A 12,841-nucleotide genomic window follows, 5' to 3' on the forward strand; every position below is an offset into this window, starting at 1 on the left:
GGGCGGGTCCTCGAAGGGGCGGGATCAGATTTCGCCAGCGCGGCGGCGCAGGCGGATGGCGACGATGATGAACACGACACCGAAGGCGGCGCCGATCCACAGCTCGGGCAGTGCCAGCGCGGCCAGCTGGCTGGCCGGGGACAGGGCGGCCGCCACGTTGTCGCTGTCGCGCATCACCGACTGCAGCTGGTCGGTGCGGTAGAACAGGTCGCTGCCCGGCAGCGTGCCCAGCAGCAGGCGGCCGACGATGTGCTGCCAGAACCAGCCGCTGGTCATGTTGAACAGATTCATGACGTGGGTGGTGCTGACGATGATGCCGGCAAACAGCGGCAGCATGACGGCCCACAGGAACGGCTTGGACTTGGCCCACGCCGACCACATCAGCAGCCAGCCCACGGTCGGCAGGGCCCACAGCAGGTACACCGGCAGCCAGGACAGGTGGCTGGCCACGAACGCCAGCGGGCTGGCCGGGCCCCAGATCAAGGTGAGCGGGTTGCCGCCATGGGCCAGCACCACCACCGAGAGGATCGCCATGAAGCCGAACATGGTCAGCACCGACGCGATCACCGCGATCACCGGGGCCACCAGCAGCGCGCTCAGCGCCTTGGACAGCACGGTCTGCGTGTCCGACAGCGGCAGCGACTTCCAGAACAGGATGCTGCGGTCGCGGCGGTCGTCGTACAGGGCACCCAGGCAGTAGAAGAACACCACGAAGGCCAGCACCACGAACGGCCACAGCGAGCTCAGTACCAGGGTGGCGTCCAGGGTGTTGCCCAGGTCGGCCATGGCCTTGGCATCCATGTGGGCGGTCAACAGCTTCAGATCCAGGCCGTTGACGTTGATGTTGGTGTTGTCGATGTGCAGGTCACCGCTCTCGGCCGCACGGCGCAGGCCCCACAGGCCGAGCAGGATGCCGATCAGGCTCATCACCAGCGAAATGCCGCCGGCGATCAGCGGTGCCCACAGAAAACCGCCGCGGTTTTCCCAGTACTCGCGCTTGAGCAGCCACTTGAAGGTGCTGGCCTTGCTGATGGGGTGGAAGTGGACGGTGTTCATGCGTAGGTTCCCTTCATGATGGCCACGAACAGATCCGCCAGCCCCGGGCTGCGGATTTCGCCAAGCGGCGTGAGCTGGGCGCGCGGCACCCCGTCGAACAGCAGCACGGTCTTGCCGAACGGCAGGCTGCGCTCGTCGATCGGCTTCAGCGCACGCGCCGCTTCCAGCGTTTCGGCCGACACCAGCACTTCGGTGTAGCGCTCGCCGACGTCTTCCATGTCGGTGGTGAGCACGATGCGGCCGTCGCGGATGAACATCACGTCGGTGAGGATGTGTTCGATCTCTTCCACCTGGTGGGTGGTCACGATGATCGTCTTCTGCTCGTCGAAATAGTCTTCCAGCAGGCGCTGGTAGAACTCCTTGCGGTACAGGATGTCCAGGCCCAGGGTGGGCTCGTCCAGCACCAGCACCTTGGCGTCGATGGCCATCACCAGCGCCAGGTGCAGCTGCACGATCATGCCCTTGGACAGTTCACGTACGCGCTGGCGCGGCTGCAGCTTGGTGGAGGCCAGGAAGCGTTCGCAGCGGGCACGATCGAAGCGCGGGTGGACCCCGGCGACGAAATCGATCGCCTCGCGCACCTTCATCCAGCGCGGCAGCACCGCCACGTCGGCGATGAAGCACACATCATTCATCAGCGCGTTGCGCTGCACGGTCGGGTCCAGGCCCAGCACGCTCAGCTCGCCCTCGACCTGGGTCAGGCCCAGCAGCGCCTTGAGCAGGGTGGTCTTGCCCGCGCCGTTGGGGCCGATCAGGCCGGTGATCCGGCCCGGGGCGATGGTGAAGCTGGTGTTGTCCAGCGCGAGCGTGGATTTGTAGGCCTTGCGCAGGCCACGAGCGGAAATGACGACATCACTAGCAACGGCATTCATGAGGATTTCCCCTGGGGCAGCAATTCGTCGAGGCGCAGGCCCAGGCGCTGGATGCGCTCCAGGACCAGCGGCCATTCTTCATTGAGGAACCGGTCGCGCTCGCTGCTGCGCAGCTGCGTGGCCGCTTCTTCGGTCATGAACATGCCCAGGCCGCGGCGCTTCTCGACCAGGCCTTCATCGGCCAGTTCCTGGTAGGCGCGCGAAACGGTGATGGGATTGAGCTGGTACTCGGCGGCCACCTGTCGAACCGAAGGCAGCGCGTCGCCGGGCTTGATGATGCTGTCGAGCATCATGGCAATCACGCGTTCTTTCAGCTGACGGTAGATCGGAGCACCATCGCTCCATTGGATATCGCTCATGGTCAGCTCCGTGGGTTCAGCGACTGTGCGAATGAGAAGTAAGGCATGGACAGGGAGCTGTGCAGCCGGCGGGGAGGCGTGGGGGCGCCGTCGGCGTTCCCTGCCTGGATGACGCCTGCGTCCTGCGGGCTTTCAAACGCACCGGTGGCGGTCTCGCTGCCACGGTCACCGGCAGGGATGCTGAACCAGCCCAGCAACAGCAGCGCGGAGGCGGCTGTCAGGGCTTTGGCGGAGTGGTGGCGCATGCGGTTCATGGGCTTCCCCTGCATCAGGTGACTGGTGTTGTATGCAACTATAACACCGGCACAGCCAAGTGCAATACCCGACACACCCCAACTGATGGCAGGGGCATGACGATGGCGGCGCGATCGCGTTAACGCATTGATTATCAAGCGATTGATGGTGCCGCGGTGCGCCGGGATCAGTCTGCGGGTATTCAGCCGCGTGACGACCATGTGCGTCAACCGCGCACTGAAACCCCCGGTGATATAGTCCGCCTTCCCCTGCAGGACAGGGTTTTCCAGCCTCTTTACCGGAGTTTCCAATGCCCCAGTCCCACCGCGCGACTTCCCCGTTCCACGCCACCCGGGCGCGCGCCCGCCGCTGGGGCAGTGGGCTGCTGCTGGTCGGGATGCTGGGCGCCGGGTCCGCCCAGGCCGCCGATCTGCTTGACCTCAACTACCGGCCGCTGGCCGGCAAGACCGAGGTGAACCTGGAAAAGCAGTACGGCGGCAAGGTGCTGCTGGTGGTCAATACCGCCAGCAAATGCGGCTTCACCCCGCAGTACGAGGCGCTGGAAGGGCTGCAGACCCGATACGCCGCGCGCGGCTTCTCGGTGCTGGGCTTCCCGTCCAATGATTTCAAGGGCCAGGAGCCGGGCAGCGAGAAGGAGATCCAGGAGTTCTGCACGCTTACCTATGGCGTGAAGTTCCCGATGTTCCAGAAAGTGCAGGTCACCGGCACCGACGCCACGCCGCTGTACCAGCGCCTGACCGCCGCCACCGGCGTTGCGCCCGGCTGGAACTTCCACAAATACCTGCTGTCGCGCGATGGTCGGGTGGTGGCGCAGTTCTCCAGCAAGGTCAAGCCCGACGACAAGCAACTGGTGGCGGCAATCGAACGTGAGCTGTCCGTTGCGCCTGCAAAGCGCTGACATCCTCGACATCTCGCACGTGCGTGCGACAATGATCGCTTTCGCGCCGACGTCGGCGTCCAGTCACTTCCAGGAAAGCAGCAAATGAAGATGGGAATGCGCGGCGCTGCGGCGTCGGTTCTGATTCTGGCGATGGGTGCCACCGGTACCGTGATGTCGCAACAACCGGCCGCAGGCGCGGCCGCCAAGGAGACTTCTGCTTTGACCTCCCAGCGTGAAAAAGTCGGCTACGCCATTGGTATGGACGTGGCCAAGTCCTTCGAGCCCATTGCCGACCAGATCGACATCGCGGCCCTGCGTCGTGCGGTGAGCAATGCCTTCGAAGGCAAGCAGCCGCTGATCACCCAGGAAGAAGCCCAGAAGACCGACCAGTCGCTGCGCATGGCCATGGCCGTCAAGGCTGGCCAGCCGGTTCCGGGCATGGCCCCGGGCACCCCCGCGCCGAAGGTGGATCGTGAGAAGGTAGGCCTGATGCTCGGCAGCTATGCCGTGGGCCCGTCGCTGGCGCCGCTGAAGGACCAGGTCGACCTGGACGCGCTGTTCGACGCCGTGCAGACCGCGTTTGCCAAGGGCACCCCGAAGATGACCGCCGAACAGGCCCAGGCCACGATGGAAGGCTTCATGGCCGCCCAGCAGGCGGAAATGCAGGCCAAGGCCGCCGCACAGGGCGAGACCAACCGCCGCGCCGGCAATGACTTCATGGCCAAGAACAAGACCGTGCCGGGCGTGGTCACCACCGCGTCGGGCCTGCAGTACCAGGTGATCCGTCCCGGTTCGGGCGAGCGCCCGCTCCCCACCAGCAAGGTCAAGGTGCATTACGAAGGCAAGCTGCTCGACGGCACCGTCTTCGACAGCAGCATCCAGCGTGGCCAGCCGATCGAGTTCGGCCTTGACCAGGTGGTCAAGGGCTGGTCGGAAGGCGTGCAGCTGATGCCGGTCGGCGCCAAGTACCGCTTCTGGATCCCGGGGGAGCTGGCCTATGGCGAGCAGGGCACCCCGGGCGGTCCGATCGGTCCGAACGCGACGCTGACCTTCGACGTCGAACTGCTGGGCATTGCTCCGTAAAACGGAACTGGAGTCAACACGGACATGCGCGTCTCAATCTTCGGTACCGGCTACGTCGGTCTGGTCACGGGTACCTGCCTGGCCGATGTCGGCCACCAGGTGGTCTGCGTCGATATCGACCAGGCCAAGGTGGATGGCCTCAACCGCGGCGTCATCCCGATCTATGAGCCGGGCCTGGAGCCGATGGTCAAGGCCAACCATGCCGCGTTGCGGCTGGCCTTCACCACCGACGCCGAGGCGGCGATCGCGCATGGCCAGGTGATCTTCATTGCCGTGGGCACGCCACCGGACGAGGACGGCAGCGCCGACCTGCAGTACGTGCTGGCCGTGGCCCGCACCATCGGCCGGCACATGCGTGTGCCCACCGTGGTGGTGAACAAGTCGACCGTGCCGGTAGGCACGGCCGACAAGGTCCGTGCCGCCATCGCCCAGGCGCTGGCCGAGCGTGGCGAGGAGATCGCCTTCGACGTGGTCTCCAACCCCGAATTCCTCAAGGAAGGCGACGCCGTGGCCGACTGCATGCGGCCGGACCGCATCGTGATCGGCGCGGCCAATGCCGAGTCGGTGGCGCTGATGCGCCGCCTGTACGCACCGTTCAACCGCAACCACGACCGCGTGGTGGAGATGGACGTGCGCTCGGCCGAGCTGACCAAGTACGCCGCCAACGCCATGCTGGCGACCAAGATTTCGTTCATGAACGAAATCGCCAATATCGCCGAGAAAGTCGGTGCCGATATCGAACAGGTCCGCCAGGGCATCGGCTCGGACCCGCGCATCGGCTGGCACTTCATCTACCCGGGCGCCGGTTACGGCGGCTCGTGTTTCCCCAAGGACGTGCAGGCGCTGGCCCGCACCGCGCAGCAGTACGGGCATGAGCCCAAGCTGCTCAATGCGGTGGAAGCGGTCAACGATGCGCAGAAGGGGCACCTGTTCCAGCTGATCCAGCGCCACTATGATCGTGGCGAGGATGAGGGCGTGCGCGGCCGCACCTTCGCGGTGTGGGGCCTGGCCTTCAAGCCGAACACCGATGACATGCGCGAAGCCTCCAGCCGCCGCCTGCTGGCACAGCTGTGGGAGGGCGGTGCCACCGTCCGCGCGTACGACCCGGAAGCCACCGACGAGGCCCGCCGCATCTTCGGCGAGCGCGACGACCTGGTGTTCTGCGACAGCGCCAATGACGCGCTGGATGGCGCCGATGCGCTGGTGGTGGTTACCGAATGGAAGCAGTTCCGCAGCCCGGATTTCGCCCACCTGCGTGACACGCTGAAAGACGCCGTCGTGTTCGACGGTCGCAACCTGTACGACCCGCAGGAGATCGAAGCCGCGGGCCTGGCCTATTACGGCATTGGCCGGGGACGTTCGCTGCATGCATGATTCCACTCCCACCGCGCGTGAGCAGGCGCTGGAAGCGCGCCTGGTCGAGCTTGAAATGCGGGTGTCCTTCCAGGAACAGGCCTTGGCCGAGCTGAGCGAAGCCCTGGCCGATGCCCGCATCGAGGGCAGCCGCAACGCGGACCTGACCCGCCTGCTGCTGGAGGACCTGGGCAAGGTCCGCAACGCGCTGTATTCCGATTCGGGCGAAGAACCGCCGCCCCCGCACTACTGATCGATCCAACGTCATGAGCGATACCCTCCGCGACCAGCTGCTGGGCCTTGGCTTCAAAGCCGCGCCCAAGCCCGAACGCAAGCCCGACGCCCGCCGCGATGGCCGGCCCTCCAACGCGCCGCAGGGTGCCCGACCGCAGGCCAAGGCCGGTGAGGGCGCCCGTGGGCCGCGCGATGGCCAGCGCCCGCCGCGCGAGGGCGATGCCCGTCGTGGTCCCCAAGGCAAGGGCCGTCCCGGCGGCAACGCACGTCCCGGCCAGGGCCAGAACCCCGGCCAGGGCAAGCCGCGCTCGCGCGAGGACATCGACCTGGCCAAGGCCTACGCGATCCGCGCGCAGAAGGAAAAAGACGACCGGATCGAAGCCGAGCGGCTGAAGCAGGAAGAGGCGCGCGTGCGCCGCGAAGCCAAGGTCAAGCTCGACGAGCTGCTCAAGGACAAGGCGCTCAACGATGAAGCGGCCGACATCGCGCGGCACTTCCCGTATGGCGGCAAGATCAAGCGGATCTATGTCACCGCCGAGCAGCTGCGCCAGCTCAACGCCGGCGAACTGGGCGTGCTGCAGAGCACCGGCCGCTACCTGCTGGTGACCGCAGCGGTGCTGGACGAAGCCGAAGCGATCTTCGCCCCGGCCGTGGCACTGCGCGTGGACCCCAACGCCCCGGCCGAAGACGACCCGTACGCCGATCCGGCCTACCAGGTGCCCGACGACCTGGTCTGGTAAAACGGGTACGAAGCCTATCGCCGGTCTGTCGTGTTCCCTCGCCGCAACAGCGGCAGGCTGATCGCGAAGAAGCACAGGAGTGCACCGGCGAATGCAAACCCCGCGCCGGCCAGGAACGCGGTGCGGCCCTGGTCGATGTTCCACAGCTGGCCGGCGATCAACGCGCCGAGCACGCCGCCGACGCCTGACGAGAAGCCATACAGCAGCCCCTGGCCGTGCCCGTTGAGCCGGCCCGGGAAGTAGGTCGCCAGCATCTGCATGGCCGCCGCGAAGAAGGCCGCAAATCCCAGCGCATGCGCGGTCTGCGCCACCAGCATCACCCCCAGGTGGTCCGGGAACAGTGCGGTGACGGTCCAGCGCAGGGTGGAGCTGACCAGGGCGATCAGCAGCATCCAGCTGGCGTCATAGCGGCGGAAGAAGCGGCCGATGGTGAAGAACACGCCGACCTCGAACACCACGCCGATCGTCCACAGCAGCCCCAGCGTGGAGGTCGCATAGCCGTGGTGATCCATGTAGACCGAAAAGAACGTGTAGTACGGCCCGAACGACAGCTGCTCCATGAACGCGGCCAGGAAGAACGCCAGCACCTGCGGTTTGCGCACGATCTGCCAGAAGCCGCTGGCATCGCCATCCGCGCGATGGAAATCGCGCGCGTAGTAGTTGGCAAACGCCGAGCCCACCAGCAACGCGAACAGCGGCAACATCAGCCACGGCAGCAGGTACGCCTTCCCAGCTCCGCCGCTGCCTTCGATCAGCCAGCCAAAGCCCATCACCACCGCGATGAAGCCCAGCGAGCCCCACACCCGGATCAGCCCGTAGCGGTGGCTGTCGTTGCCCAGGTGGGTGAGGGTGATCGATTCGAACTGCGGCATCACCGCGTTGTAGAAGAAGCAGAACACCACCATGGCCGGGTACATCCACGGCAGTGGCAGCGGCAGCAGGAACGCGCAGAAGGTGAGCAGGGTCAGCACGCTGCCCACGCGCAGCCAGCGGATCGGGTGCCGCGAGGCGGCGGCAATCGAGGTCCACGTCGTGGGTGCCACGATGCGGGTGGCGTACCAGATCCCCATCATCACGCTGATCGCGGTCACGCTCATCCCGCGCGCGGTCAGGAACAGCGACCAGTACGGGGTGAATGCGCCGAGCGCCGCGTAGTAGAACAGGTAGTAGCTGGAGAGGCGGGCGACCGGAACCGCGTTCATTCCGGATCGTAATCCAGGTTGGAGGCCAGCCAGCGTTCGACCTGCGCGCGCTCCACGCCCTTGCGTTTGGCGTAATCGCTGACCTGCTCGCGGGTGACCCGGCCGACCACGAAATACTGGCTCTGCGGGTGGCTGAAGTAATAGCCGGACACCGCCGCGGTGGGCAGCATCGCAAAGCTCTCGGTCAGCTGCATGTCCGCGTTGTTTTCCGCATCGAGCAGGCGGAACAGCGTGGCTTTCTCGCTGTGCTCGGGGCAGGCGGGGTAGCCCGGCGCCGGGCGGATGCCGCTGTACTGCTCGGCAATCAACGCATCGTTGTCCAGTGCCTCGTCCGGCTGGTAGCCCCAGTAATCGGTGCGCACATGCTGGTGCAGGCGCTCGGCCAGGGCTTCGGCCAGGCGGTCGGCCAGCGCCTTGAGCAGGATCGCGTTGTAGTCGTCATGGTCGGCCTCGAAGCGGGCCACGTGCGGGTCGATCCCGATCCCGGCGGTGACCGCGAACGCGCCGATCCAGTCCTGGCGGCCGCTGTCGGCCGGCGCGATGAAATCGGCCAGGCAGAAGTCCGGGCGCTCCACCGGCTTGTCCACCTGCTGGCGCAGGAAGTGCAGTACGGCCGGGCCCTGCCCGGTGCTCAGGTGCACATCGTCGCCCACGCTGTTGGCCGGCCACAGCCCGAACACCGCCTTGGCGGTCAGCCAACGCTCGTCGACGATGCGCTTGAGCATCGCGCGCGCATCGCGGTACAGCTCGCTGGCCTGGGTGCCCACGATCTCGTCGGTGAGGATGGCCGGGTACTTGCCGGCCAGTTCCCAGGCCTGGAAGAACGGGGTCCAGTCGATCACCCCGACCAGGTCGGCCAGCGGGTAGTCATCCAGCACGTGCAGGCCCGGCTTGCGCGGGGCCGGCGGCTGGTACTGCGCCCAGTTGCCGTCGAAACGCTGCGCGCGGGCCTTGGCCAGGGTCACCAGGCGTTTGGCATCGCCGCGGTTGCGGTGGCGCTGGCGGATGTCGGCGTAGTCGGCCTCGTTGGCGGCCACGAAGGCCTCGCGCAGTTCGCTGGAGATCAGCGACTGGGCCACGCCCACCGCCCGCGAGGCATCCTTCACCCACACCGTGGGCGCCTTGTAATGCGGGTCGATCTTCAGCGCGGTGTGCGCGCGCGACGTGGTGGCGCCGCCGATCATCAAGGGCAGGGTGAAGCCCTGCCGTTCCATCTCGCGGGCCACGTGGCTCATTTCTTCCAGCGACGGGGTGATCAACCCGGACAGGCCGATGATGTCGGCGTTCTCGGCGCGGGCCGCGTCCAGGATCTTCTGCGCCGGCACCATCACGCCGAGGTCGATCACCTCGAAGTTGTTGCACGCGAGCACCACGCCGACGATGTTCTTGCCGATGTCATGCACATCACCCTTCACCGTGGCCATGATGATCTTGCCGTTGCTCTTGGCGGTATCGCCGCTGCGTGCCTTCTCGGCTTCGATGAAGGGCAGCAGGTAGGCCACCGCCTTCTTCATCACGCGCGCGGACTTGACCACCTGCGGCAGGAACATCTTGCCGGCGCCGAACAGGTCGCCGACCACGTTCATGCCGTCCATCAACGGGCCTTCGATCACGTCCAGCGGGCGGCTGGAACGGATCCGCGCTTCCTCGGTATCGGCTTCGACCCAGGCATCCAGGCCGTGCACCAGCGCATGCGCCAGGCGCGCGTCGATCGGCTTTTCGCGCCAGGCCAGGTCTTCGCCCTTGATCTCGCCCTTCCTGCCCTTGTAGCGCTCGGCGATCTCGAGCAGGCGCTCGGTGCCATCCGGACGGCGGTTGAGGATCACGTCCTCCACGCGCTCGCGCAGTTCGGCATCCAGGTCGTCGTAGATCGGCATTGCGCCGGCGTTGACGATGCCCATGTCCATGCCCGCCGCGATGGCGTGGTACAGGAACACCGCGTGGATGGCCTGGCGCACCGTTTCGTTGCCACGGAACGAGAACGACACGTTGGACACGCCACCGGACACATGGCAGTGCGGCAGTGTGCGCTTGATGATGCGGGTGGCTTCGATGAAGTCCACCGCGTAGTTGTCGTGCTCTTCGATGCCGGTGGCCACGGCGAAGATGTTCGGGTCGAAGATGATGTCCTGCGGCGGGAAGCCGACCTGGTCGACCAGGATCCGGTAGGCACGGGTGCAGATTTCCACCTTGCGCGCGCAGGTATCGGCCTGGCCCTGCTCGTCGAAGGCCATCACCACCGCGGCCGCACCGTAGCGCAGCACCTTGCGCGCGTGCTCGATGAACTGCGCTTCGCCTTCCTTGAGCGAGATCGAATTGACCACGCTCTTGCCCTGCAGGCACTTCAGCCCGGCTTCGATCACGCTCCACTTGGACGAATCGACCATCACCGGGATGCGCGCGATATCCGGCTCGGACATGATCAGGTTGAGATAGCGGGTCATCGCTTTCTCGGAATCGATCAGGCCCTCGTCCATGTTGACATCCAGGATCTGCGCGCCGCTGGCGACCTGCTGGCGGGCCACTTCCACCGCTTCTTCGTAGCGTTCTTCCTTGACCAGCTTGCGGAACTGCGCGCTGCCGGTGACGTTGGTGCGCTCGCCGATGTTGACGAACAACAGGTCCGGGGTGATGACCAGCGGTTCCAGCCCGGACAGCCGGGTGTTGCGGGTAGGGGCGTTCATGCCGCCTGCTCCTGCGCGCCGGGCAGTGCGCGCGGCCGCAGGCCGGCCACGGCCTGGGCGATGGCACGGATGTGGTCGGGGGTGGAGCCGCAGCAGCCACCCACCAGGTTGAGCAGGCCGTCCTCGGCGAAACCGCGCAGGGTGGCGGCCATTTCGTCCGGGGTCTCGTCGTACTCACCGAAGGCGTTGGGCAGCCCGGCGTTGGGATGGGCGCTGACGTAACAGTCGGCCACCTGGCCCAGGGTTTCCACGTGCGGTCGCATCGCGTCGGCGCCGAGCGCGCAGTTCAGGCCGATCGACAGAGGGCGAGCGTGGGCGAGCGACGCATGGAAGGCATCGGCGGTCTGGCCCGAGAGGGTGCGCCCGGAGGCATCGGTGATGGTGCCGGAGATCATGATCGGCAGGCGCGCGCCGCGCGCATCGAAGGCTTCTTCGATGGCGAACAGCGCGGCCTTGGCATTGAGCGTGTCGAAGATGGTTTCCACCATCAGGGTGTCGGCGCCGCCGTCGATCAGGCCGTCGATGGCCTCGCGGTAGGTCTCGCGCAGCGCATCGAAGCTGGTGTTGCGGAAACCGGGATCGTTCACGTCGGGGCTGATCGAGGCGGTGCGGCTGGTCGGCCCCAGCACACCGATGACGAAACGCGGTTTATCCGGGGTGTTGGCCTCGACCGCATCGCAGCAGGCGCGCGCGACGGCAGCGCCGGCCTTGTTCAACTCGTACACCAGGTGTTCCAGGTGGTAATCGGCCTGGCTTACCGAGGTGGCATTGAACGTGTTGGTTTCGACCAGGTCAGCACCGGCTTTCAGGTAGGCGGTGTGGATGCCGGCAATGACCTCGGGGCGGGTCAGCAGCAGCAGGTCGTTGTTGCCCTTGAGGTCGTGGCCTTCCGGCGTGCCGTGGTCGCAGCCGGCGCCGTGCTGGTGGTCGAAGCCACCGGCGAAGCGTTCCCCGCGGTAATCGCCTTCCTCCAGCCCGTGCCGCTGGATCATGGTGCCCATCGCACCGTCGATGATCAGGATGCGCTGGGCCAGCGCGTCTTCAAGGGCGCGGACACGATCGGGGTGCAGCCAGGGCAGGGACATCGCGTGGAAACCTCAGGGCTTGCTGGCAATCAGCGAAATGACTTCAAAATGCGGCGGACGCTTTTCGCGGGTCACCGTTTCCAGGCTGGAGACCACCAGGCCGGCCTTCTCGGCGAACTTACGCAGTTCCTTGTCCGAGAAACCCAGGTTGACGTGGCCATAGGCCTCGACGGCGGCCTTGTGCTCGTGGCGGGCCAGGCTGCAGAGCAGCAGGCGGCCACCGGAGCGCAGCACGCGCGCGCCTTCGGCCACGGCCTGGGCCGGCTTGGCGGCGTAGGTCAGTGCATGCATCAGCACCACCAGGTCGAAGCTGCGGTCCTTGAAGGGCAGGGCATGCATGTCGCCCTCGCGCACTTCCACGTTGGCCAGGCGGCGCAGGCGTTCGCTGGCGGCGGCCACGACGCGGGCGCTGGTGTCGATGCAGACGTAGCGCTTGGCATGCGGGGCCACCAGTTCCGCCAGCACGCCATCGCCGGAGGCGATATCGAGCACGTCCCCGGTTTCCAGCAGCGGCAGCGCCGTGCGCGCCAGCGCTTCCCAGGTGCGGCCGGGCGAGTAATGGCGTTCCATGTCGCCGGCCACGCTGTCGGCCCAGTTCTGATCGGCGGCGCGGCTGGCCAGCACGCTGGCCACGCGTTCAGCATCCTGGCGCAGCAGCGGGTCGTCGCTGCCGGTGCTCAGGGCGTGCCACAATGCGCGTTGGGCCGGGTCCAGCGCGGCATCGTCGAAGCGGTAGTACGCCGACACGCCTGCGCGCCGGTCGCGCACCAGGCCGGCTTCCTTGAGGCGGGCCAGGTGGGTCGACACCCGCGGCTGGGCCAGGGTGGTGATGGCCGACAGCTCGGCCACGGTGAGTTCTTCCTGCTCCAGCAGCGCCAGCAGGCGCACGCGGGTGGCGTCGGCGAACACCTTCAGCCGGACCGACCAGTCCTCGAGATCCATAAATATCTACCTATCGCGATATAGAGATATTTTCGTCCTTTGGCGCCTTCGCGGTCAAGTCAGCCCGGATTGGGTGGCCCCCGGTACAATCGCCGC

13 protein-coding genes are annotated in these 12,841 nt (G+C 66.5%); 5 read left to right on the top strand and 8 right to left on the bottom strand.

Translation table 11 applies throughout. The features are described 5' to 3' along the window. Positions 1-24 precede the first annotated feature (24 nt). Genes QE395_RS07035 through QE395_RS07050 form a run of 4 tightly spaced genes read right to left on the bottom strand, consistent with a single transcriptional unit; the run spans position 25 to position 2,832 of the window. Positions 25-1,056 carry a hypothetical protein gene (locus QE395_RS07035; protein ID WP_249832764.1) on the bottom strand — a complete coding sequence of 344 codons (1,032 nt, stop codon included), beginning with the start codon at positions 1,054-1,056 and terminating at the stop codon, positions 25-27. Beyond that, complete coding sequence (locus tag QE395_RS07040; RefSeq protein ID WP_093532528.1) at positions 1,053-1,928, bottom strand: ABC transporter ATP-binding protein; 876 nt, start codon at positions 1,926-1,928, stop codon at positions 1,053-1,055. Before QE395_RS07040 ends, QE395_RS07035 begins: the two co-directional genes overlap by 4 nt. Then, a complete protein-coding gene (locus QE395_RS07045; protein ID WP_068852958.1) occupies positions 1,925-2,287 on the bottom strand; it encodes a GntR family transcriptional regulator in 363 nt (120 codons plus the stop codon). Before QE395_RS07045 ends, QE395_RS07040 begins: the two co-directional genes overlap by 4 nt. A 2-nt stretch (positions 2,288-2,289) precedes the next feature. Next, complete coding sequence (locus QE395_RS07050; protein ID WP_249832763.1) at positions 2,290-2,832, bottom strand: hypothetical protein; 543 nt, start codon at positions 2,830-2,832, stop codon at positions 2,290-2,292. A gap of 86 nt (positions 2,833-2,918) precedes the next feature. Between QE395_RS07050 and QE395_RS07055 the strand changes: the two genes are divergently transcribed. From QE395_RS07055 to QE395_RS07075, 5 genes are all read left to right on the top strand, one after another. Further along, positions 2,919-3,440: a glutathione peroxidase gene (locus tag QE395_RS07055; RefSeq protein ID WP_095362877.1), complete on the top strand. Its 522-nt coding sequence runs from the start codon at positions 2,919-2,921 to the stop codon at positions 3,438-3,440. A gap of 84 nt (positions 3,441-3,524) precedes the next feature. Beyond that, positions 3,525-4,505, top strand: a complete 981-nt coding sequence (locus QE395_RS07060; RefSeq protein WP_095362750.1) for an FKBP-type peptidyl-prolyl cis-trans isomerase — start codon at positions 3,525-3,527, stop codon at positions 4,503-4,505. A 24-nt stretch (positions 4,506-4,529) separates the two neighbouring features. Beyond that, positions 4,530-5,879, top strand: a complete 1,350-nt coding sequence (locus QE395_RS07065) for a UDP-glucose/GDP-mannose dehydrogenase family protein (RefSeq protein ID WP_249832762.1) — start codon at positions 4,530-4,532, stop codon at positions 5,877-5,879. Next, entirely contained in the window at positions 5,872-6,111 is a 240-nt protein-coding gene (locus QE395_RS07070) for a SlyX family protein (RefSeq protein ID WP_068852947.1), read from the top strand. Before QE395_RS07065 ends, QE395_RS07070 begins: the two co-directional genes overlap by 8 nt. A 13-nt stretch (positions 6,112-6,124) precedes the next feature. Continuing rightward, positions 6,125-6,832, top strand: a complete 708-nt coding sequence (locus tag QE395_RS07075) for a DUF2058 family protein (protein WP_210130588.1) — start codon at positions 6,125-6,127, stop codon at positions 6,830-6,832. Positions 6,833-6,846: 14 nt separating this feature from the next. Here QE395_RS07075 and QE395_RS07080 read toward each other — a convergent pair whose 3' ends face one another. From QE395_RS07080 to QE395_RS07095, 4 genes are read right to left on the bottom strand one after another with little or no spacing between them, the layout of a single operon-like run. Further along, a complete protein-coding gene (locus tag QE395_RS07080) occupies positions 6,847-8,034 on the bottom strand; it encodes an MFS transporter (protein WP_095362747.1) in 1,188 nt (395 codons plus the stop codon). Next, positions 8,031-10,718: a methionine synthase gene (gene metH, locus QE395_RS07085; protein WP_095362746.1), complete on the bottom strand. Its 2,688-nt coding sequence runs from the start codon at positions 10,716-10,718 to the stop codon at positions 8,031-8,033. Before metH ends, QE395_RS07080 begins: the two co-directional genes overlap by 4 nt. Further along, positions 10,715-11,803: a homocysteine S-methyltransferase family protein gene (locus QE395_RS07090; RefSeq protein WP_095362745.1), complete on the bottom strand. Its 1,089-nt coding sequence runs from the start codon at positions 11,801-11,803 to the stop codon at positions 10,715-10,717. Before QE395_RS07090 ends, metH begins: the two co-directional genes overlap by 4 nt. A 12-nt stretch (positions 11,804-11,815) precedes the next feature. After that, a complete protein-coding gene (locus tag QE395_RS07095) occupies positions 11,816-12,745 on the bottom strand; it encodes a metalloregulator ArsR/SmtB family transcription factor (RefSeq protein WP_068852932.1) in 930 nt (309 codons plus the stop codon). Positions 12,746-12,841 lie beyond the last annotated feature (96 nt).

The sequence above is a fragment of the Stenotrophomonas sp. SORGH_AS_0282 genome (assembly GCF_030818125.1).
In the GTDB taxonomy this organism is placed as follows: domain Bacteria; phylum Pseudomonadota; class Gammaproteobacteria; order Xanthomonadales; family Xanthomonadaceae; genus Stenotrophomonas; species Stenotrophomonas rhizophila_A.

What these genes read in the sequence shown, in the direction of transcription:
- QE395_RS07035 (WP_249832764.1), bottom strand. Translation starts at nt 1,056, where the DNA reads ATGAACACCGTCCACTTCCACCCCATCAGCAAGGCCAGCACCTTCAAG.
- QE395_RS07040 (WP_093532528.1), bottom strand. Translation starts at nt 1,928, where the DNA reads ATGAATGCCGTTGCTAGTGATGTCGTCATTTCCGCTCGTGGCCTGCGC.
- QE395_RS07045 (WP_068852958.1), bottom strand. Translation starts at nt 2,287, where the DNA reads ATGAGCGATATCCAATGGAGCGATGGTGCTCCGATCTACCGTCAGCTG.
- QE395_RS07055 (WP_095362877.1), top strand. Translation starts at nt 2,919, where the DNA reads ATGCTGGGCGCCGGGTCCGCCCAGGCCGCCGATCTGCTTGACCTCAAC.
- QE395_RS07060 (WP_095362750.1), top strand. Translation starts at nt 3,525, where the DNA reads ATGAAGATGGGAATGCGCGGCGCTGCGGCGTCGGTTCTGATTCTGGCG.
- QE395_RS07065 (WP_249832762.1), top strand. Translation starts at nt 4,530, where the DNA reads ATGCGCGTCTCAATCTTCGGTACCGGCTACGTCGGTCTGGTCACGGGT.
- QE395_RS07070 (WP_068852947.1), top strand. Translation starts at nt 5,872, where the DNA reads ATGCATGATTCCACTCCCACCGCGCGTGAGCAGGCGCTGGAAGCGCGC.
- QE395_RS07075 (WP_210130588.1), top strand. Translation starts at nt 6,125, where the DNA reads ATGAGCGATACCCTCCGCGACCAGCTGCTGGGCCTTGGCTTCAAAGCC.
- QE395_RS07080 (WP_095362747.1), bottom strand. Translation starts at nt 8,034, where the DNA reads ATGAACGCGGTTCCGGTCGCCCGCCTCTCCAGCTACTACCTGTTCTAC.
- metH (WP_095362746.1), bottom strand. Translation starts at nt 10,718, where the DNA reads ATGAACGCCCCTACCCGCAACACCCGGCTGTCCGGGCTGGAACCGCTG.
- QE395_RS07090 (WP_095362745.1), bottom strand. Translation starts at nt 11,803, where the DNA reads ATGTCCCTGCCCTGGCTGCACCCCGATCGTGTCCGCGCCCTTGAAGAC.
- QE395_RS07095 (WP_068852932.1), bottom strand. Translation starts at nt 12,745, where the DNA reads ATGGATCTCGAGGACTGGTCGGTCCGGCTGAAGGTGTTCGCCGACGCC.